This window comes from Pseudomonas citronellolis (genome assembly GCF_029335315.1).
GTDB lineage: Bacteria > Pseudomonadota > Gammaproteobacteria > Pseudomonadales > Pseudomonadaceae > Pseudomonas > Pseudomonas citronellolis_A.
This window is the reverse complement of the sequence record NZ_JARJLT010000062.1, coordinates 1-23,345: the sequence shown is the minus strand read 5'-3', so window position 1 is coordinate 23,345 and position 23,345 is coordinate 1. Positions and strand designations below refer to the sequence as shown.

At 67.7% G+C, this 23,345-nt stretch carries 21 protein-coding genes and 1 pseudogene; 15 read left to right on the top strand and 7 right to left on the bottom strand.

The window, feature by feature from the left end; all coding sequences use genetic code 11:
• Positions 1 to 150 precede the first annotated feature (150 nt).
• The 3 genes from P3W75_RS05105 to P3W75_RS05095 all read left to right on the top strand — a co-directional run bounded on the left by P3W75_RS05105 (position 151) and on the right by P3W75_RS05095 (position 3,090).
• Positions 151 to 1,710 carry an AAA family ATPase gene (locus P3W75_RS05105; protein WP_276226274.1) on the top strand — a complete coding sequence of 520 codons (1,560 nt, stop codon included), beginning with the start codon at positions 151 to 153 and terminating at the stop codon, positions 1,708 to 1,710.
• Positions 1,711 to 1,918: 208 nt separating this feature from the next.
• A complete protein-coding gene (locus tag P3W75_RS05100; RefSeq protein WP_276226273.1) occupies positions 1,919 to 2,191 on the top strand; it encodes a TfoX/Sxy family protein in 273 nt (90 codons plus the stop codon).
• 98 nt (positions 2,192 to 2,289) lie between these two features.
• A complete protein-coding gene (locus tag P3W75_RS05095) occupies positions 2,290 to 3,090 on the top strand; it encodes a Crp/Fnr family transcriptional regulator (protein ID WP_276226272.1) in 801 nt (266 codons plus the stop codon).
• Positions 3,091 to 3,797: 707 nt separating this feature from the next.
• On the opposite strand, the gene P3W75_RS05090 is transcribed toward P3W75_RS05095, so the two are convergent.
• Genes P3W75_RS05090 through P3W75_RS05070 form a run of 5 tightly spaced genes read right to left on the bottom strand, consistent with a single transcriptional unit; the run spans position 3,798 to position 8,454 of the window.
• A complete protein-coding gene (locus P3W75_RS05090) occupies positions 3,798 to 4,682 on the bottom strand; it encodes a ChaN family lipoprotein (RefSeq protein WP_276226271.1) in 885 nt (294 codons plus the stop codon).
• Positions 4,683 to 4,693: 11 nt separating this feature from the next.
• A complete protein-coding gene (locus P3W75_RS05085; RefSeq protein ID WP_276226270.1) occupies positions 4,694 to 5,461 on the bottom strand; it encodes a heme ABC transporter ATP-binding protein in 768 nt (255 codons plus the stop codon).
• The gene (locus P3W75_RS05080; RefSeq protein WP_276226285.1) at positions 5,461 to 6,444 is read right to left on the bottom strand and encodes a FecCD family ABC transporter permease; all 984 of its coding nucleotides are present in this window, start codon (positions 6,442 to 6,444) and stop codon (positions 5,461 to 5,463) included. The genes P3W75_RS05085 and P3W75_RS05080 overlap by 1 nt, the downstream gene beginning before the upstream one ends.
• Before the next feature lie 50 nt (positions 6,445 to 6,494).
• The gene (locus P3W75_RS05075; RefSeq protein ID WP_276226269.1) at positions 6,495 to 7,388 is read right to left on the bottom strand and encodes a heme/hemin ABC transporter substrate-binding protein; all 894 of its coding nucleotides are present in this window, start codon (positions 7,386 to 7,388) and stop codon (positions 6,495 to 6,497) included.
• Positions 7,389 to 7,398: 10 nt separating this feature from the next.
• Entirely contained in the window at positions 7,399 to 8,454 is a 1,056-nt protein-coding gene (locus P3W75_RS05070) for a hemin-degrading factor (protein WP_430765340.1), read from the bottom strand.
• A 408-nt stretch (positions 8,455 to 8,862) separates the two neighbouring features.
• Here P3W75_RS05070 and P3W75_RS05065 point away from each other — a divergent pair, with 408 nt between their 5' ends.
• Positions 8,863 to 9,192 carry a Rieske (2Fe-2S) protein gene (locus P3W75_RS05065; RefSeq protein WP_276226268.1) on the top strand — a complete coding sequence of 110 codons (330 nt, stop codon included), beginning with the start codon at positions 8,863 to 8,865 and terminating at the stop codon, positions 9,190 to 9,192.
• A gap of 162 nt (positions 9,193 to 9,354) precedes the next feature.
• Here P3W75_RS05065 and sfsA read toward each other — a convergent pair whose 3' ends face one another.
• Together sfsA and P3W75_RS05055 are read right to left on the bottom strand one after the other, a co-directional pair.
• Positions 9,355 to 10,062, bottom strand: coding sequence for a DNA/RNA nuclease SfsA (sfsA, locus tag P3W75_RS05060; RefSeq protein WP_276226267.1), 708 nt, complete (start codon positions 10,060 to 10,062; stop codon positions 9,355 to 9,357).
• Positions 10,062 to 11,234, bottom strand: a complete 1,173-nt coding sequence (locus tag P3W75_RS05055; protein WP_276226266.1) for a pyridoxal phosphate-dependent aminotransferase — start codon at positions 11,232 to 11,234, stop codon at positions 10,062 to 10,064. The genes sfsA and P3W75_RS05055 overlap by 1 nt, the downstream gene beginning before the upstream one ends.
• A gap of 192 nt (positions 11,235 to 11,426) precedes the next feature.
• Here P3W75_RS05055 and dksA point away from each other — a divergent pair, with 192 nt between their 5' ends.
• The 11 genes and pseudogenes from dksA to P3W75_RS05000 all read left to right on the top strand — a co-directional run.
• The gene (gene dksA, locus P3W75_RS05050) at positions 11,427 to 11,870 is read left to right on the top strand and encodes an RNA polymerase-binding protein DksA (RefSeq protein ID WP_009612973.1); all 444 of its coding nucleotides are present in this window, start codon (positions 11,427 to 11,429) and stop codon (positions 11,868 to 11,870) included.
• Between the two features lie 86 nt (positions 11,871 to 11,956).
• On the top strand, positions 11,957 to 12,844 hold the full coding sequence (gene gluQRS, locus P3W75_RS05045) for a tRNA glutamyl-Q(34) synthetase GluQRS (RefSeq protein ID WP_276226265.1): 888 nt from the start codon (positions 11,957 to 11,959) through the stop codon (positions 12,842 to 12,844).
• Between the two features lie 84 nt (positions 12,845 to 12,928).
• Entirely contained in the window at positions 12,929 to 13,105 is a 177-nt protein-coding gene (locus P3W75_RS05040; RefSeq protein WP_003095129.1) for a hypothetical protein, read from the top strand.
• On the top strand, positions 13,089 to 16,040 hold the full coding sequence (locus P3W75_RS05035; RefSeq protein ID WP_276226264.1) for a sensor histidine kinase: 2,952 nt from the start codon (positions 13,089 to 13,091) through the stop codon (positions 16,038 to 16,040). The genes P3W75_RS05040 and P3W75_RS05035 overlap by 17 nt, the downstream gene beginning before the upstream one ends.
• Before the next feature lie 26 nt (positions 16,041 to 16,066).
• Positions 16,067 to 17,509, top strand: coding sequence for a sigma-54-dependent transcriptional regulator (locus tag P3W75_RS05030; protein ID WP_276226263.1), 1,443 nt, complete (start codon positions 16,067 to 16,069; stop codon positions 17,507 to 17,509).
• Between the two features lie 783 nt (positions 17,510 to 18,292).
• A complete protein-coding gene (locus P3W75_RS05025) occupies positions 18,293 to 19,693 on the top strand; it encodes a polynucleotide adenylyltransferase PcnB (RefSeq protein WP_276226262.1) in 1,401 nt (466 codons plus the stop codon).
• Entirely contained in the window at positions 19,690 to 20,175 is a 486-nt protein-coding gene (gene folK / locus P3W75_RS05020; RefSeq protein WP_276226261.1) for a 2-amino-4-hydroxy-6-hydroxymethyldihydropteridine diphosphokinase, read from the top strand. Before P3W75_RS05025 ends, folK begins: the two co-directional genes overlap by 4 nt.
• 132 nt (positions 20,176 to 20,307) lie before the next feature.
• The gene (gene panB / locus P3W75_RS05015; RefSeq protein ID WP_276226260.1) at positions 20,308 to 21,108 is read left to right on the top strand and encodes a 3-methyl-2-oxobutanoate hydroxymethyltransferase; all 801 of its coding nucleotides are present in this window, start codon (positions 20,308 to 20,310) and stop codon (positions 21,106 to 21,108) included.
• Positions 21,105 to 21,956, top strand: a complete 852-nt coding sequence (gene panC / locus P3W75_RS05010) for a pantoate--beta-alanine ligase (RefSeq protein ID WP_276226259.1) — start codon at positions 21,105 to 21,107, stop codon at positions 21,954 to 21,956. The genes panB and panC overlap by 4 nt, the downstream gene beginning before the upstream one ends.
• Positions 21,957 to 22,067: 111 nt before the next feature.
• Positions 22,068 to 22,448, top strand: a complete 381-nt coding sequence (gene panD / locus P3W75_RS05005) for an aspartate 1-decarboxylase (RefSeq protein ID WP_276226258.1) — start codon at positions 22,068 to 22,070, stop codon at positions 22,446 to 22,448.
• A gap of 72 nt (positions 22,449 to 22,520) precedes the next feature.
• Positions 22,521 to 23,345, top strand: a pseudogene (locus P3W75_RS05000) (glucose-6-phosphate isomerase); the annotation flags it as partial.

Sequence of the window (23,345 nt, the reverse complement as noted above, 5' to 3'; positions counted from 1 at the left end):
CGCGGGCGCGCGGCGGGAGCCCCGGCGCGGCGACGCAGCTTCGACCAGCGCCGGGCCGATTGGTTGCCTGCGGCAGCGCGAGTTTGCACCCTCCGACGATGTCGCCATAATGCCTGCCTCCCGATTCCGGACAGCCAAGGACAATATCCCGTGAGCCAGACTCTGATCGCTGCCCTGCAGAACCCTGCCCTGTACCCCCATCCGGTGGAGCAGGTGCGGGTCATCGAAACCCATATTTCCTGGGTCCTGCTCACCGGCCCCTACGTCTACAAGATCAAGAAGCCGGTGAACTTCGGCTTCCTCGACTTCACCGACCTGGCGGCGCGCAAGCACTTCTGCGAGGAAGAACTGCGCCTCAACCAGCGCCTGACCGAAGGCCTGTACCTGGACGTGCTGCCGATCACCGGCAGCGAAGCCGAACCGCGCCTGGGCGGTGACGGCCCGGCCATCGAATATGCGCTGAAATGCCGCGAGTTCCCGCAGAGCGCACTGCTCAGCGAAGTGCAGGCGCGCGGCGAACTGACCTCGGCGCACATCGACGCCCTGGCCCGGCAGATCGCCAGCTTCCACCAGCGCACCCCGCAGGTGCCGCAGGACAACCCGCTGGGCTCGCCGGAAGCGGTGATGGCGCCGGTGCGGCAGAACTTCGAGCAGATCCGCCCGATGCTCAGCGACAAGGCCGATCTGCAGCAGCTCGACGCCCTCGAAGCCTGGGCGGAAAGCTCCTACGAACGCCTGCTGCCGGTATTCCAGGCGCGCAAGACCAACGGTTCGATCCGCGAATGCCACGGTGACATCCACCTGGGCAACGCCGCGCTGATCGATGGCCAGGTGGTGCTGTTCGACTGCATCGAGTTCAACGAGCCGTTCCGCTTCACCGACGTCACCGCCGACTACGCCTTCCTCGCCATGGACCTGGAAGACCGCGGCCTGAAGTGCCACTCGCGGCGTTTCGTCAGCCAGTACCTGGAAGCCACCGGTGACTACCAGTCGCTGGATATCCTCAACTTCTACAAAGCCTACCGCGCCCTGGTGCGCGCCAAGATCGCGCTGTTCAGCCTGGCCCACCAGACCGACGCCGTGCAAAAGGCCGCCACCCTGCGCCAGTACCGCAACTACGCCAACCTGGCGGAAAGCTACAGCGCCATCCCGTCGCGCTTCCTGGCCATCACCATGGGCGTCTCTGCGGTGGGCAAGAGCTCGGTGGCCCTGCGCCTGGTCGAAGCCCTGGGCGCCGTGCGCCTGCGCTCGGACGTGGAGCGCAAGCGCCTGTTCGGTGAACAACAGGGCCAGGCCGGCGACCTGGGCAGCGGTATCTACAGCGACGAAGCCAGCGCGGCCACCTACGAGCGCCTCAACGCGCTGGCCGGCGACCTGCTGCGCGCCGGCTACCCGGTAGCGCTCGACGCGACCTTCCTCAAGCTCGCCCAGCGCCACGCCGCGCGCCAGGTCGCCGACGACACCGGCGCGCCCTTCCTGATCCTCGACTGCCAGGCCCCGGAAAGCGTGATCGCCGGCTGGCTGGCGCAGCGCCAGGCGGAAGGCGGCGACCCCTCCGACGCCACCCTGGAAGTGGTGCGCGCGCAACTGGCCAGCCGCGAGGCGCTGGACGCCGACGAGCAGGCGCACAGCAAGCGCGTCGACACCCAGGACAGCGCCAGCCTCGACACCCTGGTCAGCAGCATCCGCCAGCGCCTGCCGGGCCTTTGAGGCCCACGCGGTCCGGGCGTTGATCGCGCCCGGACTGCCGTTCGTCACGTCGACCGGGCTTGCCGACGCGCCGATATCACAAAGCCACATTGTCCCGCCGCGAGCCCGCTACACTTGCCTGACAAGTGAGCGGGCCGTCTCCAGCAGTTCACGGCCGTCGCCGCCATGCATGACCCCACCCCAGAGTGCCGCATCGCAAGGATCGACGATGAATGATGAACTGCTGCATCTGAAGAATCTCGGCAAGACCTCCGCCCAATGGCTGCACGCCGTGGGCATCCACAATGCGTCCGACCTGCGCCGCCTGGGGGCGGTGGGCGCCTACCGGGCGGTACGGGCGCGCGGCTTCCGCGCCTCCAAGGTGCTGCTCTACGCCATCGAGGGAGCGCTTCTCGATGTGCACTGGAACGATCTTTCAGCAGCGCAGAAGGCCGCGCTCTTGGGCGAACTGGAGACTTTTCCCTCAAGGAATCAGAGTTAGCTCACAAGCCGCCAAGGAAAGGATTTACGCCGGGGTACCAGTCGCCCTATCGTCTCAGGGACCTTCGTGCGCCTCGACCGTCCAAGGAATTACGGCCCATGTACCTACTCGGTGAACAACCGGCTTACGCCGATCAGCTGATAAGCCGCCTGCAGGGCATTCCCTCGCAACTGCTTTCCGGCCTCGCCCCCTGTGGTGAACCCATCCGCCTGGAACGCACCGACGACCTCGCGGCGGAACTCCCGAACAATCAGCTGTTCCTGATCGAGAACGGCCTGCTGCACGCCCTGGTCGACGAGCGCCCGCTGTTCTACCTGCAGGAAGGCGACCTGGTCGGCCTGCGCCAGGGCATCGACCTGCCGCCGTGCCGCTACACCAGCGAAGAGCCGCTGTGCCTGATCCCCTACGCGCGCAACGAAGTGTTCCGCCACATCCACGCCGACGAGCAGCGCCAGGAGCAGTTCCTCCAGTACCTGATCGGCCACACCGCGCTGCTCTCCGACGCCCTCGCCCACCTCAAGCAGCCGGACATCCGTCCGTCGACCGGTTTCCGCCACTTCGCCGCCGGCGACCAGTTGATCCAGCAGGGCGATGACGCCGAGCACGTGTTCATCATCATCGAAGGCCACGCCGAGGCCTTCGTCGACGGGCAGAAGGTCGGCGACGTGCAGAAGGACGAGATCTTCGGCGCCATGGCCGTGTTCACTGGCGAGAAGCGCAGCGCCAGCGTGATCGCCAGCGAGCCGTGCACGGTCATGGTGATCCCCAAGGACCAGTTCCTCGGCCTGATGCAGAGCAATCCGCGCATCGCCCACAGCCTGATCGAGGGCATGGCGCGGCGCATCGATCTGCTCAACCGCGAGGTCACCCAACTGCGCGTGCAGCTCGGCGCCAACTGACACCACGCCCTTGCATCTCCGCACAGCCCGGCCTCGCGCCGGGCTGTTTCGTTTCGGCCAGAAATATTTCGCGAACGCTGTTGACTCTCAAATGATAATAGTTATTATTACCACAGCTGGCCGCGAGGTCGGCGGGTAAGCTGGGAGCCCCACCGCAGTCGGACTCACAGATTATCTCCTCATCAGGCTAATCACGGTTTCGACCCGGCTTAATCGCCGGGTCTTTTTTTTGCCCGCGATTTTTCCCGGCAAGGGCGCGCCGACGACCGTCCGCCGGTAAATGCACGACAGACGAAAAAAGCGTTGACTCGCGAATGATAATGGTTATTATTAACTCAACTGGCCGCAAGGCTGGTCGGTAAGCTGAGCGACCACGCAGTCGGACGATCAGATTATCTCCTCATCAGGCTAATCACGGTTTCGACCCGGCTTAATCGCCGGGTCTTTTTTTGCCTGGAGGAAAGTCATTGGGCTGGGGATTTTCTTTTCGTAGGAGCGCGCTTGCTCGCGAAAACCGCCTGGCTGTGCCCCTTCCGGGTCATTCCCGCGGACGCGGGGAACCAGGGACTCTGTATGGCTCCCCTTGGTAGCAACGCGAGCGCTGCTACCAAGGGGAGCCGCGTCGCGATCTCGAAAGGACGCTCGAAGTCGTTCGCGAGCAAGCTCGCCCCTACAAGGGAGCACCTGCGCGCCAGGCGATGCCCGCGTCAGCGAAACTTCGCGCAGTGGTCCTGCGCCGGCAGCGCCGGGGTGAACCAGACGTAGTCCGATTGCTCCGGCGAAACCGACCTGCCCACCTCGGCCAGCGTCAGCACCTGCGCGCCCTCGGCGGCGTCAAGGTCCTGCAGATGCAGTGGCACGCCCAGGTCGCGGCGGACGTGGAAGCCGCCGGCGATCAGCACGGCGGGGGTCGGCGCGGCCTTCAGGCGCTCAGCCATGCGCCGGTCGCGCTGCTGCTGCACCGCCAGCATGGCCGGCATCTGGCTTTCCGGCAGCAGACCGCAATGGGACTCGCGAATGTCATCGAGCAAGGCGCTGCGCACTGCCTGGGCGGTCGAGCGGGTACCTTCCAGGGGCGGTGGCTCGGAATAGATGCGCTTGATCTCGCTGCGGTCGAGGTTGGCCGCCAGCAGCGGCGTCGGCTGGCGGGCCAGCCAGGTCACCAACGGGCCGTATTGCGACCAGTCCCAGCCCTTCTGCCAGGCCAGCGCGGTGTAAAGGTCAGCCGGCGTCTTGCCGGCGGCCGCATCGGCCTGAGCCTGAGTCGCGCGGGCCTGCTGGTCCGGATTGAGCATTTCCAGCAGCACGCTGCCCTGCTCGCGACGCTGCGCCAGCGCGCGCACCAGCCACAGCTCCAGGGCGTGGTGATCCGGGTTGTCGTGCTGCTCGCCGATCAGCACCCGAGGCGCGGCGGCGAGGCGCTCCAGCAGCTGCGCCGGGGTCAGCCGCTGGCCGCTGCGCAAGTCGAGGATCACGCCCAGCTCGGCGCTGTCGCGGCCCTCGGGGCTCTGCCAGGTGGGCAACGGTGGCGTGTCAGGCAGACTTTGGCAGGCGGCCAGCAACGCCACCAGGGGGATCAGCAGATAGTTCACGTGGACTCCATTCAACGGGCGATGATCAGCGGATGGCCGCGCTCGGGGTGACGCTGCACCAGCACGTCCAGGCCGAACACCTGACGCAGCGGTTCCGCGCGCAGCACTTCGTCCGGCGTGCCGGACAGGTGCGGGCGGCCGTCGTGCAACAGCAGCAGGCGGTCGCAATAGCGCGCGGCGAGGTTGAGGTCGTGGAGGATGACCAGCACCGCCGCGCCGCGCGAGGCGAATTGCTGCACCGCCTGCAAGGTGGTGTGCTGGTGCAGGGGGTCGAGCGCGGAGGTTGGCTCGTCCAGCAGCAGCACCTGTTCGGCGCCACCCGGCCACAGCTGCGCCAGCACCCGCGCCAGGTGTACGCGCTGGCGCTCGCCGCCGGACAACGCCAGGTAGCTGCGCCCGGCCAGGTGCGCGGCGTCGGCGGCGGCCATGGCCTCGGCGATGATGTCATTGTCGCGCTGCCGGCCACTGTCATGCGGCAGGCGACCGAAGCCCACCACCGACTCGACACTGAAGGCGAAGTTCAGCGTCGAAGTCTGCGGCAGCACCGCCAGGCGTCGCGCCCGTTGCGTTCCCTGCCACTCGGCCAGGGGCCGGCCGTCGAGGCTGACACTGCCGCCACTGAGCGGCAACTCGCCGTTGAGCGCGCCGAGCAAGGTGCTCTTGCCCGCGCCATTGGGCCCCAGCACGCCGAGCACTTCGCCGGGTCGCAGAGCCAGGCTGACGTCGCGCAGGACGACCTGCGCGCCGCGCCGCACCAGCAGGTTTTCCGCCGTCAGCATCAGGAGCGCCCCCGGATCAGCAGGTAGAGGAAGAAGGGCGCGCCGATCAGCGCGGTGACGATACCGATCGGCAGCTCGGCCGGGGCCAGCGCCAGCCGCGCCAGCAGGTCGGCGAGCAGCAGCAGGATGGCGCCGCCGAACATCGACGCCGGCAGCAGCAGGCGGTGGTCGGGGCCGACGATCAGGCGCAGCAGGTGCGGCACCACCAGGCCGATGAAGCCGATCAGCCCCGCCGCCGCCACCGCGGCGCCGACGCCCAGGGCGGTGCAGAGAATCAGCTCGACCTTCAGCCGCTCGACGTCGAAGCCCAGGTGGCGCGCCTCGGACTCGCCGAGCAGCAGCGCGTTGAGCGCGTCCACCCGGCGCGGCAGCCAGCAGGCCACCGCCAGCGTGACCAGCAGCAGCGGCCACAAGCGCGGGTAGCTGGCGCCGTTGAGGCTGCCGAGGTTCCAGAAGGTCAGGGTGCGCAAGGTGGCGTCGTCGGCAAGGTAGGTGAACAGGCCGATCAGCGCGCCGGCCAGCGCGGTGAGCGCGATGCCGGCGAGCAGCATGGTGGCTACGTTGGTCTGCCCGTTGTGCCGACCGAGGCGATACACCAGCGCGGTCACCAGCAGCCCGCCGGCGAAGGCGCAGGCGGACAGCAGGTAGGGCGCGAACGCTTCCGGCAGGCCACCGATGGAAGCCCCGAAGACGATGGCGATGGCGGCGCCCAGCGCCGCGCCGCTGGACACCCCGATCAGGCCTGGATCGGCCAGCGGGTTGCGGAACAGCCCCTGCATGGCCACCCCGGCCAGCGCCAGCACGCCGCCGGTGGCGACGCCCAGCAGGGTACGCGGCAGGCGGATCTGCCCGACGATCAGCTCGGCCTGGCCGAGGCCGTCGACGGACACCGGCAGGCCAACCAGGTGCGCCAGCACCCGCAGGGTATCGCCCAGCGGCAGGCTGACCGGCCCCAGGGCCAGGGACAGCCAGAGGACCAGCAGCAGGAGGAAACCGAGGAGCAGGAACAGCGGTCGAGCAGCGGGTATCCGGGTCAAGGACGAACTTCCGGGTTCAGGGCCTGGACGGAAGGATAAAAGGCCCGCGAGAGGCTGGCCAATGCGTCCGGAATACGCGGGCCGAGACCACCGACCAGCAGCGTCGGGTCGACCACCAGCAGGCGCCCGTCGCGCAGCGCGCGGGTCGCCGCCAGGCCGGGGTTCTGCCGGGTCAGCGCTTCCCGCGCCTGGTCGCCTTCCAGGCTGCGATCGGCCAGCAGCAGCACCTGCGGGTCGAGCGCGGCCAGGGCCTCGCCGGAGAGCGCCTTGTAGCCCTTGTGGCTGGCCAGGTTGCGCCCACCGGCGCGCTGGATCAGCCAGTCACCGGCGGTGTCCTGGCCGGCCACCAGCAGGCTGCCGCCGGCATTCCCGACCAGCAGCACCACGCCCGGAGCGGCCTGCGCGGTCTGGGCCTTGGCCACCCAGGCGTGTTGCGCCGCGAGGCGCGCCTGGAACTCGGCGGCCACCTGGCCGGCCTTGTCCGGCGTGCCCAGCAGCTCGCCGAGGCGCAGCAGGTTGGCCTGCACGGTCTGCTCGTCGGCCTTGGCCGGCAGCGTCTCGATGCGCACCCCGGCGGCGCGCAGCTGTTGCAGCACCGGCGGCGGGCCCATTTCCTCGCTACCGAGGAGGATGTCCGGCTTCAGCGCCAGGATGCCCTCGGCGGCCAGCTGGCGCTGGTAGCCGATCTTCGGCAGCGCCTTGAGGCTGGCCGGGTGCAGGCTGGTGGTGTCGACGCCGACCAGGCGCGACTCGCCGCCCAGGGCCACCACCCACTCGCTCAGGGAACCGCCGGCGCTGACCCAGCGCTGCGGCAGGGAATCGGCGATGGCGCTGGAAGCGGCGAGGCACAGCCCGGCGAACAGGCCGGCCAGCAGGGGACGCGCAGTCATGGTGGCCTCCTCAGGCGGCGGTGAAGGATTCGGCGAGGCTACGCCACTCTTCCAGTTCCGGCACGCCGGGCTTGCGCGCGCCGAACACCTGCAGGATCAGCTCGCCGTCGGCGTCGAAGGCCTCCCAGCTGGTGACCACGCCGTCGCTGCTCGGCTTGCGCACACGCCACAGCTCGCGCACGCCGGAGGTCTTCAGGTGCAGGTTGAACTGCGGGTCGAGCACGTTGAACCAGTCGTCCAGCCACTTCAGGTTGTCGACCGTGCCGGTGTGGATCTGGATGCAGTGGGCGTTGCCGACGAAGATCATGATCGGCAGGCGACGCTCGCCGGCCGCCTCCAGCAGACGCGGCAGCTCGGCGAGGTCCAGCGGCTCGGCCCATTCGCGGCCGGCCAGGCGCAGCGCCTGAGTGCGCGCGGCCTTGTGCTTCTTCAGCAGGGCGAAGAAGTGGTGGGTGTCCTTGAGCGCCGCCCAGCCCTCGCGCAGCGCGCCGACATCGATCTCGCCGTCGGCCAGCGGCGCGGCCTTGGCCTCGGCCGGCCGCAACGCCAGGTGCGCGCTCTGCTCTGCATCACGGAAGCGCTCCAGCAGCGGCGCCCAGGCGGCGACCTCGCTGTGCTCGGTGAGGAACACCTTGTGCACCGCGACGCCCTGGCGGTCGAACACCTGGATGCTGCGCTGGGTGCCGTGGGCGGTTTCCTCGCCGATGGCGAAGACGCTGTCCCAGCCGCCGAGGAACAGGCGCAGGTCGATATCCGGGGACACCACCAGGCCCATCTGCCCGTTGGCGGAAACCGTGACCTCCCGGTACGGCCCCTTGCGCTCGTGCACGCAGTGCTGGTTGCGCGTCAGCGCCATGATCTGCCCCAGCTCGCCCAGCGCCGGCAGCAGCGCGGCCCAGTCCGGGCGCAGGCGCACGGCGTCGACGCCGAGACGGCTGGCGGTCAGTTCGGCCTCGCTCACGTCCAGATGTTGCGCGGCGTCACGAGCGCGCAGTCGCGGTTTCTCGGCGCGCAGCGCCTGCCAGGCGCGATACAGCTCGGAAGCCGGCGCGGAAAGGGTCGTCATCGCAGAAATCCTCGTTCGCAAGGGAGCGGCCGCCGCATCGCGACGCGCCGAAAAGAACTCTGCCACATCGAACCCTTCAAATCTATTTGATAATTATTTGCATATGAATTCACGACTCCCTATGGTATGCAGCCAATTTTCAGCCATCGTCCAGCTCGCCCGCCGGCTTGGGATATGATGCGGGCCCACGAAGGCGTCGGCAGACGCTCCCTCCGCTCAACCTTATCGAAAGAAGCAGTGGCAAATGGGGCGACCCGCACGGCCTCACCGACAACGGCTCCAACCTCCAGCGTGGCGCACCAGGCGCGACGATGGGGCTGAGCGCAACGACTTCAGCACACGGATGTGCCCCCTCTCCCGACGTCAGTGGGCGCCGCGCGCCCTGTCGTCGACGTCGGGAGCACCGGGGTGATCCTGCTGTGCCAGCCGGGCGCGCTGGCCGAGGGCCGTTCGCGAGGCTTCGAGGTGGACGGCGTGAAGCTCTTCGTCGTGCGCCGCCAGGGACGCGCCTACGCCTATCGCAACCGCTGCCCGCATCGCGGCATCCCGCTGGAATGGGAAGCCGACCGCTTCCTCGACGCCAGCGGCGGCCTGCTGCAATGCGCGCACCATGGCGCGCTCTTCCTCGTCGAATCCGGTGAATGCATCCAGGGCCCCTGCCTGGGCGAGGTGCTCGACGCCCTGCCCTGCCGGGAAGACGAGCAGGGCCTGTGGATAGGCCTGCCCGAGGACGCCTGAGAACCTGTCTACGATCTGCTGCGCGTCGGCATAACTGCGTTAAAAACAGGCGAGCGATGCTCATTTTGCCGACTAAACTCGAACGCGAGCCCGGTCCTTCCCTCGCCTGTTTTTGCCTTGTTCTGCTCTAGCTCACGAGATCGTAAACAGGCTCTGAGCGCCCTACAGCTCGATGCGCAGGCGTCGGCTCAGGCGAATCTCGTGGACACTCAGGTCAGCGCCGTAGGCCAGCATCTCGACGCCCGCGTCACGCGCCTCGCGTAGCGCGGCGGCATAGGCCGGGTCGATTTCCTGGGCCGGGCGCACCGCCTCGATGCCCGACAGGTTCACGCAATACAGCAGCACCGCGCGCTCACCGGCGCGGGCCAGCGCGGCCAGCTCGCGCAGGTGCTTGGCGCCGCGGGTGGTGACCGCGTCGGGGAAGGCCGCCACCGGTGTGGCGTCGAAGCCCAGGGTGACACTCTTCACCTCGACGAACACCGCGCCGCTGGCGAACTCCAGGCGGAAGTCCGCGCGGCTGTTCTCCACGCCGTAGGCGACCTCGCGACGCAGCGCGGTGAAACCAGCCAGCTCGGCGATGTCCCCGGCCAGCAGCGCCTCCTCCACCAGGCGGTTGGCGCGCCCGGTGTTGACGCAGGCCAGGCGGCCCTGGGGCGTCTCGCTGAGCTCCCAGGTGCCCGGCAGCTTGCGCCTGGGGTCGTCGGAGCGGCTGAACCAGACCCGGCAACCCTCGCTCATGCAGTTGAGCATCGAGCCGGTGTTCGGGCAGTGGATGGTCAGCCGCTCGCCAGCGGCGGTCTCGATATCGGCGAGGAAGCGTTTGTAGCGGCGCAGCAGGCGCGCCTCTTCCAGTTCCGGCGAGAAACGCATCAGCGACGCCAGCTCTTCAGGCCACGGGCGATGCGCTCCACCGCTTGTTCCAGGCGCGCGACGTTCTGCGTGTAGGCGAAGCGCACATGGTGATCGGCCTGGTAGCGACCGAAGTCGACGCCCGGGGTGAAGGCCACATGTTCGGTCTCGATGAAGTGCTGGCAGAAACGGTAGGCGTCGCCGCCGAAGGCGCTGATATCGGCATACAGGTAGAAGGCCCCTTCGGGCTCCACGGCAATGCCGAAGCCCAGCTCGCGCAGGGCCGGCAGCAGGTAGTCGCGGCGCCGGGCGAACTCGGCGCGGCGTTCTTCGAGGATCGCCAGGGTCGCCGGCTCGAAGCAGGCCAGCGCGGCATGCTGGGCCATGCTGGGGGCGCTGATGTAGAGGTTCTGCGCCAGCTTCTCCAGCTCGCCCACGGCCTCCGGCGGCGCCACCAGCCAGCCAAGGCGCCAGCCGGTCATGCCGAAATATTTGGAGAAGCTGTTGAGGACGAAGGCCTCGTCGTCCACCTCCAGCACGCTGCTGGCGTCCACGCCGTAGGTCAGGCCGTGGTAGATCTCGTCCACCACCAGGTGCCCGCCGCGCGCCTTCAGGGCGACGGAAAGCGCGGCCAGTTCATCCTTGTGAAGCAATGTGCCAGTAGGATTCGCCGGCGATGCCAGTAAAGCGCCTACACTGTCCTGATTCCAGTGCGCATTCACCAGCTCAGGGGTGAGCTGGTAACGGCTCTGCGGGCCGACCGGCACCAGCTGCGCGGCGCCTTCCACCAGGCGCAGGAAGTGGCGGTTGCATGGATAGCCGGGGTCGGCCAGCAACCAGTGGCGACCCGGATCGACCAGCAGGCTGCTGGCCAGCAACAGGGCGCCGGAACCGCCCGGGGTCACCAGGATGCGTTCAGGGTCGATCGCCAGGCCGTAGCGCGAGGCGTAGAAGCCGGCGATGGCTTCGCGCAGCTGCGGCAGGCCGCGCGCCGCGGTGTAGCGGGTGTGCCCGGCGGCGAGCGCGGCCTGGCCGGCGGCGACGATGGGCGCGGCGGTGCTGAAGTCCGGCTCGCCGATTTCCAGGTGGATCACGTCGTGGCCGGCGGCCTGCAGCTCGTTGGCGCGCGCCAGCAGCGCCATGACGTGGAAGGGTTCGATGGCGCGGCTGCGGGCACTGAAGGAAGAAGCCATGGGAAATACCGAACTTTGCGACGAAGAGGCGATTCTAACCAAGCCATCGGCGGGTGACAGCAGCCTCGACAACCGGGAGTAGCGCCCCGATTATCGATCTGGTAAGTTCGCCCGCTTGCGAGCGCGGGGCCGGTGTTCACCGGAGAGGGACCATCCGCGACAGGATTAGCGAGAAGTGAGAGGCGGCCACACATGCCCACCAATGCAAAACAGCAGAGCAGCCAACTGATTCGTGGCTTCGAGCCCTACCAGGAAACCAAGGGCGAGGAGTACATGAGCGAGCGCATGCGCGCCCACTTCACCTCCATCCTCAACAAATGGAAAGTTGAGCTGATGGAAGAAGTCGACCGCACCGTGCACCACATGCAGGACGAAGCGGCGAACTTCCCGGACCCGGCGGATCGCGCCAGCCAGGAAGAGGAATTCAGCCTCGAACTGCGCGCCCGCGACCGCGAGCGCAAGCTCATCAAGAAGATCGACGAGACCCTGCAGCTGATCGAAGACAACGATTACGGCTGGTGCGACTCCTGCGGCGTGGAAATCGGTATCCGCCGCCTGGAAGCCCGCCCCACCGCGACCCTGTGCATCGACTGCAAGACCCTCGCGGAAATCAAGGAAAAGCAGCTCGGCTCCTGAGCCTGCGGCTTTTCGCGAACGGGGCGCCTAGGCGCCCCGTTGCGTTTGTGCGGCGCCACCCCGCCCCCTGACGACAAGCCTGCGCCATGCCCGACTCCCGCTACACCGGCCGCTTCGCCCCCACCCCCAGCGGCTTCCTGCACTTCGGCTCGCTGGTCGCGGCCGTCGCCTCCTACCTCGACGCGCGCGCCGTCGGCGGGCGTTGGCTGGTGCGCATGGAAGACCTCGACCCGCCACGGGAAATGCCCGGCGCCCAGGCGGCGATCCTCGACACCCTGGAACGCTACGGCTTCGAATGGGACGGCCCGGTGCTGCGCCAGAGCGAGCGCGGCGACGCCTACGCGGCGGTGATCGAGCAGTGGCTGCGCAGCGGCCTGGCCTACGCTTGCACCTGCTCGCGCAAACAGCTCGAAGGCAGCGGCGGCATCTACCCCGGCACCTGCCGCGACGCCGGCCACGACTGGCATGGTGACGTGGCCATCCGCATTCGCGTGCCGGAGCTGGAATACCGCTTCACCGATCGCGTCCAGGGCGAGTTCCGCCAGCACCTGGGCCGCGAGGTGGGCGACTTCATCATCCGCCGCCGTGACGGACTCTTCGCCTACCAATTGGCGGTGGTGCTGGACGACGCCTGGCAGGGCATGACCGACATCGTCCGTGGCGCCGACCTGCTCGACAACACCCCGCGCCAGCTGTACCTGCAGGAACTGCTCGGCGTCGCCCAGCCGCGCTACCTGCACGTGCCGCTGATCATCCAGCCCGACGGCCACAAGCTGGGCAAGTCCTACCGCTCGCCGCCGCTGGCCGCCGAACAGGCCGCGCCACTGCTGCTGCGCGCGCTGAACGCCCTCGGCCAGCAGGCGCCGCAGGACCTGGCGCAGGCCACGCCGGCCGAGGTGCTGGCCTGGGGCGTGGCGCACTGGGACGCCGCGCGCATCCCCCGCGTACTGACGCTGGAAGACGCCCGGCTCTAAGATGAAGGTCGGGGCCCGCCGCCCCGGCTTGCAGGCGCCCATCGGCTGCCTGTAGCCTGCCGTCCGCACAAAGAGAGGCATGCCATGTACATCTATCGACTGGTGCTGCTCCTGGTCGTGGGCATCTACCTGTTCTCGCCCGCCATCATGGATTGGTGGATCGACCCCAACGGCGCCTGGTACCGACCTTACCTGCTGTGGCTGATCCTGATAGTCGTGACCTTCATCCTGCAGAGCCAGCGCGATGCTGACGAGCTTTAGCCTCACCCAGCTGATTCTGATCAGCGCCGCCTACCTGATGGTCCTGTTCGGGGTCGCCTGGATCACCGAACGCGGTTACATCCCCCGCCGCCTGGTGCGCCACCCGCTGGTCTACACCCTGTCGCTGGGGGTGTACGCCAGCGCCTGGGCCTTCTATGGCACCGTCGGCCTGGCCTACCAGTACGGCTACGGCTTCCTGGCCATCTACCTGGGGGTGTCCGGTGCCTTCCTGCTGGCGCCGGTGCTGCTCTACCCGATCCTGCGCATCACCCGCGCCTACCAGCTGTCGTCGCTGGCCGACCTGTTCGCCTTTCGCTTCCGCAGCACCTGGGCCGGGGCCCTGACCACGCTGTTCATGCTGATCGGCGTGCTGCCGATGCTGGCGTTGCAGATCGAGGCGGTCACCAACTCGATGAGCCTGCTGACCCATGGCGCCAACGCGAACAGCGCGGCCCTGGCGTTCTGCGCGCTGATCACCCTGTTCGCGATCCTCTTCGGCGCGCGCCACATCGCCACCCGCGAGCGCCACGAAGGGCTGGTGATGGCCATCGCCTTCGAGTCGCTGGTCAAGTTGATCGCCCTGGGCTCGATCGGCCTGTTCGCCCTCTACGGAGTGTTCGGCGGCCCCGACGGCCTGGAAGTCTGGCTGCTGCAGAACCAGGAGGCTCTGAGCACCCTGCACACGCCGCTGGCCGAAGGCCCCTGGCGCACCCTGCTGCTGGTGTTCTTCGCCGCGGCCATCGTGATGCCGCACATGTATCACATGACCTTCACCGAGAACCTCAACCCGCGCGCGCTGCTCACCGCCAGTTGGGGCCTGCCGCTGTTCCTGCTGCCGATGAGCCTGGCGGTGCCGCCGATCCTCTGGGCCGGCCTGCACCTGGGCGCCTCGACCAACCCCGAGTACTTCACCCTCGGCCTGGGCATGGCGGTGGACAGCCCGGCGCTGGCCCTGGCCGCGTTCATCGGCGGCATCTCGGCGGCCAGCGGGCTGATCATCGTGATGACCCTGGCGCTCTCGGGGATGGTCCTCAACCACCTGGTGCTGCCGCTCTACCAGCCGCCGGCCGAGGGCAACATCTATCGCTGGCTGAAATGGACGCGGCGGGCGCTGATCGCCACCATCATCCTGCTCGGCTACGGCTTCTACCTGCTGCTGGGCTCCGAGCAGGAGCTGTCGAACCTGGGCATCGTCTCCTTCGTCGCCACCCTGCAGTTCCTTCCCGGCGCGCTCTCGGTACTGTACTGGCCGGCGGCCAACCGCCGCGGCTTCATCGCCGGGCTGGTGGCCGGCATGCTGGTGTGGGGCGTCACCATGCTGGCGCCGCTGATGGGCAACGTGCAAAGCCTGCACATCCCGCTGTTCGACTCGCTGTACGTGCTCGACGAGGCCAGCTGGCACCTGGCCGCGCTGGCTTCGCTGGCGGCCAACGTGCTGGTGTTCACCCTGGTGTCGCTGTTCAGCGAGCCCAGCGACGAGGAAAAGGGCGCCGCCGAGGCCTGCGCGGTGGACAACGTGCGCCGCCCGCAGCGCCGCGAGCTGCTCGCGGTGTCGCCGCAGGAGTTCGCCAGCCAGCTGGCCAAGCCGCTGGGCGCGAAGACCGCGCAGAAGGAAGTGGAGCAGGCCCTGCGCGACCTCCACCTGCCCTTCGACGAGCGCCGCCCCTACGCGCTGCGCCGCCTGCGCGACCGCATCGAGGCCAACCTCTCCGGGCTGATGGGCCCAAGCGTCGCCCAGGACATGGTCGAGACCTTCCTGCCCTACAAGGCCAGCGGCGAAAGCTACGTCACCGAGGACATCCACTTCATCGAGAGCCGCCTGGAGGACTACCACTCGCGGCTCACCGGCCTGGCCGCCGAGCTGGACGCCCTGCGCCGCTACCACCGGCAGACCCTGCACGACCTGCCGATGGGCGTCTGCTCGCTGGCCAAGGACCAGGAAATCCTCATGTGGAATCGCGCCATCGAGGACTTCACCGGGGTCGCCGCGCAGCGCGTGGTCGGCTCGCGCCTGTCGGCCCTGCCGGAACCCTGGAAGGGCCTGCTGGAAGGCTTCATCGAGGCGCCCGACCAGCATCTGCACAAGCAGCGCCTGGCGATCGACGGCCAGACCCGCTGGCTGAACCTGCACAAGGCGGCCATCGAAGAACCCCTGGCGCCGGGCAACAGCGGCCTGGTGCTGCTGGTCGAGGACCTCACCGAAACCCAGTTGCTGGAAGACAAGCTGATCCACTCCGAGCGCCTGGCCTCCATCGGCCGCCTGGCCGCAGGCGTGGCCCACGAGATCGGCAACCCGATCACCGGCATCGCCTGCCTGGCGCAGAACCTGCGCGAGGAGCGCGAGGGCGACGGCGAGCTGACCGAGATCAGCGGGCAGATCCTCGAACAGACCAAGCGCGTGTCGCGCATCGTCCAGTCGCTGATGAGCTTCGCCCACGCCGGCGCCAAGCAGGTGGCGGCCGAACCGGTGTGCCTGGCCGATGTCGCCCAGGAAGCCATCAGTTTGCTATCGTTGAACCGGCGCAGCGTCGAAGTGCAGTTCTTCAACCTCTGCGACCCGCATCACTGGGTCGAGGGCGACGCCCAGCGCCTGGCCCAGGTCCTCATCAACCTGTTGTCCAACGCCCGCGACGCCTCGCCGCCCAACGGCGCGATCCGCGTGCGCAGCGAAGCCCAGGAGCACACCGTCGACCTCATAGTGGAAGACGAAGGCAGCGGCATTCCCAAGTCCATCATCGATCGCCTGTTCGAACCCTTCTTCACCACCAAGGACCCCGGCAAGGGGACCGGCCTGGGGCTCGCGCTGGTCTATTCGATCGTGGAAGAGCATTATGGGCAGATCACCATCGACAGCCCGGCTGATCCGGAACGCGAATGCGGCACCCGCATCCGCGTGACCTTGCCGCGGCATCCAGGCCCGACGGCCGAGCAGTAGACGAGCACGTCGAGAGAGCTGAATACATGGCACATATCCTCATCGTCGAAGACGAAACCATCATCCGTTCCGCGCTGCGACGGTTGCTCGAACGCAACCAGTACCAGGTCAGCGAGGCCGGTTCGGTACAGGAGGCACAGGAACGCTACAGCATTCCGTCCTTCGACATGATCGTCAGCGACCTGCGCCTGCCGGGCGCCCCCGGCACCGAACTGATCAAGCTGGCCCAGGGCACCCCGGTGCTGATCATGACCAGCTACGCCAGCCTGCGCTCGGCCGTGGACTCGATGAAGATGGGCGCGGTGGACTACATCGCCAAGCCCTTCGACCACGACGAGATGCTCCAGGCCGTGGCGCGCATCCTCAAGGACCGCCAGGAAGGTCGTGGCGCCGCCGCCGAAGCGCGCGGTAACGCCCGCGGTAGCGCCGAGCGCGGTAACGGTAACGGCGCCAGCGCGCCGGCCGACGGCGAGATCGGCATCATCGGCTCCTGCCCGCCGATGCTCGAGATGTACGCGAAGATCCGCAAGGTCGCCCCCACCGACTCCAACGTCCTCATCCAGGGCGAGTCGGGCACCGGCAAGGAACTGGTGGCGCGCGCCCTGCACAACCTCTCCAAACGCACCAAGGCGCCGCTGATCTCGGTGAACTGCGCGGCCATTCCGGAAACCCTGATCGAATCCGAACTGTTCGGCCACGAGAAGGGCGCCTTCACCGGCGCCAGCGCCGGCCGCGCCGGCCTGGTGGAAGCCGCCGACGGCGGCACCCTGTTCCTCGACGAGATCGGCGAGTTGCCGCTGGAAGCCCAGGCCCGCCTGCTGCGCGTACTGCAGGAAGGCGAGATCCGCCGGGTCGGCTCGGTGCAGTCGCAGAAGGTCGACGTGCGCCTGATCGCCGCGACCCACCGCGACCTGAAGATGCTGGCCAAGACCGGGCAGTTCCGCGAAGACCTCTATTACCGCCTGCACGTCATCTCGCTGAAACTGCCGCCGCTGCGCGAACGCGGCGCCGACGTGATGGAAATCGCCCGCGCCTTCCTGGCGCGCCAGTGCTCGCAGATGGGGCGCGCCCCGCTGAGCTTCTCCCACGAGGCAGAACAGGCCATCCGCCACTACCCGTGGCCGGGTAACGTGCGCGAACTGGAGAACGCCATCGAGCGCGCGGTGATCCTCAGCGAAGGCCAGGAAATCCCCGCCGACCTGCTGGGCATCGACATCGAGCTGGACGATCTGGACGACGATTTCGTCGACGAGGCGGAGGCCCGCAGCGCCGTGGCGGCCAACAACCACGAGCCTACCGAGGATCTGTCGCTGGAAGACTACTTCCAGCACTTCGTGCTGGAACACCAGGACCACATGACCGAGACCGAGCTGGCCCGCAAGCTGGGAATCAGCCGCAAGTGCCTGTGGGAACGTCGTCAGCGCCTGGGGATTCCGCGGCGCAAATCGGGGGCAGCGGCGGACTCCTGAGGGGCGCGCACCTGTTACCGCGGACATCGCGCGTAACAAAAGCCGGGTTCATCGGTAACGGAAACCCGGCTTTTTTGTGCCTACCCGAACACCCCTCCTACAGCCAAGCCCTTGAAAAATAAGGATTTGCAAAAGTTGGCACGGCATCTGCTTTGTTATTGGCACAACAACAATAACAAGCACGAAAACACAGAACAAAAACAACACGTAACGACTCCAGCACAACAAAAACAAAATCGCGGAGGCGCAGCTAACTGATTCTTTTGGAGGAGAGTAGCTGGCGGGAGAGATCCCGCAACCGATCGAAGAACAATAAAACTGCCCCGAGGCAGCGACGAAATCGGTTGGATCGAAAGATCACTGCTCACTCAGCGACCAAAGCAATCCGTTTGCTCTTGTAGATCCCGAATGGGAAAGCCCTCGAGGTGACTGACCTTGAGGACGGGTCAACAAACAAAAACAACAAGCCCGGCATCATAATAAAAACAAAGCACGCACCTACTTTGGGGGGGAGCTCAGGCTCCCCCAGTAGCTTCACCCTCCCCCTCGCTGCAGTCCGCTCCACTCCCCCCAGCTCCCATTTTCTTCGTTCGTTCACCATCCCGCGCCCCGATGCTAGAATCCGAGCCCAATCGGACTCAGAAGGCATCAGATTTGCTGCCGATTGTTTCCGCCGCGCATGCTTTTCAAGCATGATGGGCTGCCCGCCGCGAATCAGATTGCGGCCGGGGCACCCGCGTTGCGCAATGCAATCCACCCAACCGGTTCCCACATAGTGCCTCCATGCTGAAAAAGCTGATCTCCTCCCTTCGCTCCCCGCTGCGCCGCAAGCGTGCAGTCCGCACCACGCCGGAAATCGTCGGCAGCAACCAGCACCCGTTGCGCCGCGAGCAGTTCAGCCGGCATGCGGTGAGCGTGGTGGACCGTCTGCAGAAAGCGGGGTACCAGGCCTACATCGTCGGCGGCGGGGTTCGCGACCCGTTGCTGGGCATTCCCCCCAAGGATTTCGACGTGGCCACCAGCGCCACGCCCGAACAGGTCCGCGCCGAGTTCCGCAACGCGCGGGTGATCGGCCGGCGCTTCAAGCTGGTTCATGTGCACTTCGGCCGCGAGATCATCGAGGTGGCCACCTTCCGCGCCCACCACGCACAGGTCGAAGGCGAGGGCGACAGCAACCAGGCGTCGAGCAACGAAGCCGGGCGCATCCTGCGCGACAACGTCTACGGCACCCTGGAAGAAGACGCGCAGCGCCGCGACTTCACCATCAACGCCCTGTACTTCGACTGCAGCGACGAGCGCATTCTCGACTACGCCCACGGTGTGCACGACATCCGCAATCGCCTGGTCCGCCTGATCGGCGACCCCGAGCAGCGTTACCTCGAAGACCCGGTACGCATGCTTCGCGCGGTGCGCTTCGCCGCCAAGCTGAAATTCGACATCGAGAAACACAGCGCCGCGCCGATCCGCCAGCTGGCGCCGCTGCTGCGCGAGATTCCCTCGGCGCGGCTGTTCGACGAAGTGCTCAAGCTGTTCCTCAGCGGCCACGGCGAACGCACCTTCGAGCTGCTGGTCGAGTACGACCTGTACGCCCCGCTGTTCCCGGCCAGCGCCAAGGCCCTGGCCCGCGACCCGGACTACGCCGGCAAGCTGATCCGCCAGGCCCTGGCCAACACCGACGCGCGCATCCACCAGGGCAAGCCGGTCACCCCCGCCTTCCTCTTCGCCGCGCTGCTCTGGCCGGCCCTGCCGGGTCGCGTGGCGCAGTTGCAGGATCGCGGCATGCCGCCGATCCCGGCGATGCAGGAAGCCGCCCACGAACTCATCAGCGAGCAGTGCCAGCGCACCGCCGTGCCCAAGCGCTTCACCATCCCGATCCGCGAGATCTGGGACATGCAGGAACGCCTGCCGCGCCGCCAGGGCAAGCGCGCCGACCTGTTGCTGGAAAACCCGCGCTTCCGCGCCGGCTATGACTTCCTGCTGCTGCGCGAAGCCGCCGGCGAGGAAACCGGCGGCCTCGGCGACTGGTGGACCGACTACCAGGAAGCCAGCGATGGCGAGCGTCGCGGCATGATCCGTGGCCTGGCCGCCAGCCAGGAAGACGGCGCCGCCGCGCCACGCAAACGCCGTCGCGGCGGTAGCAGCCGCAAACGCCGCCCGCGCAGCGACGGAGCCACCAGCGAGTGAGCGAACGCGTCTATATCGGCCTGGGCAGCAACCTCGCCGAACCCCGGCGCCAACTGCAAAGCGCCATCGAGGCCCTGGGCGCCATCCCGCGCACCCGGGTGGCCGCGGTGTCGCCGCTGTACCTCAGCGACCCGCTCGGCCCGCCGGACCAGCCGCGCTACGTCAACGCCGTAGCCGCGCTGGACACCGAGCTCGCGCCGCTCGACCTGCTCGACGCCCTGCAGGCCATCGAGCAGGAGCAGGGCCGCGTGCGCAAGGACGAACGCTGGGGCCCGCGCACCCTCGACCTGGACATCCTGCTGTTCGGCGAGCGCCAGCTCGACGAGCCGCGCCTGACCGTGCCGCACTACCACATGCACGCACGCGCCTTCGTGCTCTACCCCCTGGCCGACCTCGCCCCGCGACTGCGCCTGCCCGACGGCCGCAGCCTGTCGGAACTGCTGGCGGATTGCCCATTCCAGGGCCTCGAACGGCTATCCTGATCGACGCCCAGGTTGGCGGTAACGCCGTAACAGTCCGGTAACACCTGCGATTGACTTCGCTTCCCCCCATCCGGACTATAGGGCCCCGTTTGCCCCGCGCCGGCCCCAGCCGGCCCAACGAGGAACGTTTTCATGCCTGATGTGACCCTGACCACCCTGCAAGGGCTGAAGCAAAGCGGCGAGAAGATCGCGATGCTGACAGCCTACGACGCCACCTTCGCCCATGCCGCCAGCACCGCGGGGGCGGAAATGCTGCTGATCGGCGATTCCCTGGGCATGGTCCTGCAGGGCCACGACAGCACCCTGCCGGTCACGGTCGAAGACATGGCCTACCACACTGCCTGCGTGAAGCGCGGCAACCGTGGCGCGATGATCGTCACCGACCTGCCCTTCGCCTCCGCCACCGGCCTGCAACGCCTGCTGGAAGACGCAGCCAAGGTGATGCAGGCCGGCGCCCACATGGTCAAGCTGGAGGGCGGCGCCTGGCTCGCCGAGCCGATCGTGCGGCTGGCGCAAATGGGCGTGCCGGTGTGCGCGCACCTGGGCCTGACCCCGCAGTCGGTCAACCTGTTCGGTGGCTTCAAGGTCCAGGGCCGCCAGGAAGCCCAGGCGCGCCAACTGCGCGCCGACGCCATCGCCCTGGAGCAGGCCGGCGTCGCCATGCTGCTGCTGGAATGCGTACCCAGCGCCCTCGGCCAGGAAATCAGCGAAGCGGTGAAGATCCCGGTGATCGGCATCGGCGCCGGCCCCGGTACCGACGGCCAGGTCCTGGTGATGCACGATATGCTCGGCCTGTCGCTGTCCGGCCGTTCGCCGAAGTTCGTGAAAAACTTCCTCGATGGCCAGAACGGCATCCAGGGCGCCTTCGAAGCCTACGTCAAGGCCGTCAAGGACGGCAGCTTCCCCGGCCCCGAACACGGATTCTCCGCATGAACACCGTCAAGACCGTGCGCGAACTGCGCGCCGCCGTCGCCCGCGCGCGTAGCGAAGGCAAGCGCGTCGCCCTGGTGCCGACCATGGGCAACCTGCACGCCGGCCATGCCGCGCTGGTGACCAAGGCTGGCCAGCGCGCCGACTTCGTGGTGGCGAGCATCTTCGTCAACCCGCTGCAGTTCGGCCCCAGCGAAGACCTGGACAAGTACCCGCGCACCCTCGCCGCCGACCAGGCGCGCCTGCTCGAGGCCGGCTGCCACCTGCTGTTCGCCCCCGGCGTAGAGGAAATGTACCCCGACGGCATGGACGGCCAGACCAGGGTCAGCGTGCCCGGTGTCTCCGAAGGCCTCTGCGGCGGCAGCCGCCCGGGCCACTTCGACGGCGTCGCCACCGTGGTCTGCAAGCTGCTGAACATGGTGCAGCCGGACATGGCCCTGTTCGGCGAGAAGGACTTCCAGCAGCTGGCGGTGATCCGCAAGCTGGTGCGCGACCTGAACATGCCGGTGCAGATCTTCGGCGAAGCCACGGTGCGCGCCGACGACGGCCTGGCGCTGTCCTCGCGCAACGGTTACCTGAGCGAGGCCGAGCGCGCCGTCGCCCCGGTCATCCAGCGCAGCCTGAAGCAGATCGGCGAAGGCCTGCGCAGCGGCTCCCGCGATTTCGCCGCGCTGCTCGACGAGGGTCGCCGGCAGATCGAAGCGGCCGGCCTGCGCGTCGACTACCTGGAGATCCGCGAGGCGCTGAGCCTGCGCCCGGCTTCGGCCGAGGACAAGCAGGTGGTCGTGCTGGCCGCCGCCTTCCTCGGTAGCACCCGTCTGATCGACAACCTGCCGCTGCACCTCGACTGATCCCCTTCCCTGCGCTTCAGGCCGCGCCCTGCGCGGCTTGAGGCCAGGTAACGGCTTGGGCATACTCTGCCGCCGTTCGCGCCAACCCCCACAACAACAGGAGCGCCCGCCATGCACAGCATCATGCTCAAGGCCAAGCTGCACCGTGCCGAAGTCACCCACGCCGTCCTCGACTACGAAGGTTCCTGCGCCATCGATGGCGAATGGCTCGACCTCGCCGGCATCCGCGAGTACGAACAGATCCAGATCTACAACGTCGACAACGGCGAGCGCTTCACCACCTACGCCATCCGCGGCGAGGAAGGTTCGCGGATGATCTCGGTCAACGGCGCCGCGGCGCACAAGGCCAAGGTGGGTGACCGGGTGATCATCTGCGCCTATGCTCAGTACAGCGACGCCGAGCTCGCCGACTACCAGCCGCGCATGCTGTACATGGCGCCGGGCAACCAGCTCAGCCACACCAGCAACGCGATACCGGTCCAGCTCGCCTGAGCCACCCCCTAAAGCCCGGAACCACCGGGCTTTTTCACGCTCAAACGCACGTCTCTCTCCCGAAGGTAAGCCATGGAACACCACCTCACCCCGCTGGATGCTACCCGCCTCGGCAGCTGGCAGGCCCTCGCCGAGCACCGCAAGGACCTGCAGCACTTCAGCATGCGCCAGGCGTTCGCCAGCGACCCGAAACGCTTCGAGCGTTTCTCCCTGAGCGCCTGCGGCCTGTTCCTGGACTTCTCCAAGAACCTCATCCGCGAAGACACCCTCGATCTGCTGGTGCGCCTGGCGGAAGAGGCGCAACTGGGCGAGGCGATCCAGGCGATGTTCCGTGGCGAGGTGATCAACGCCTCGGAGAAACGCCCGGTGCTGCACACCGCGCTGCGCCGGCCGATCGGCGACAAGGTGCTGGTGGACGGCGTCAACGTGATGCCCGAGGTGCACCGCGTGCTGCATCAGATGACCGAACTGGTCGCCTACGTGCACAACGGCCTGTGGCGCGGCTACACCGAGAAGCCGATCACCGACGTGGTGAACATCGGCATCGGCGGCTCCTTCCTCGGCCCGCAGCTGGTCTCCGAGGCGTTGCTGCCGTTCGCCCAGAAGGGCGTGCGCTGCCACTACCTGGCGAACATCGACGGTAGCGAATTCCGCGAGCTGTGCAGCAAGCTGAACGCCGAGACCACGCTGTTCATCGTCTCCTCCAAGTCCTTCGGCACCCTGGAGACCCTGAAGAACGCCCAGGCCGCGCGCGCCTGGTACCTGGCCCAGGGCGGTAGCGAGGCGGAGCTGTACCGCCACTTCATCGCGGTTTCCAGCAACAAGGAAGCGGCGGTGGCCTTCGGCATCCGCGAAGAAAACATCTTCCCCATGTGGGACTGGGTCGGTGGCCGCTAT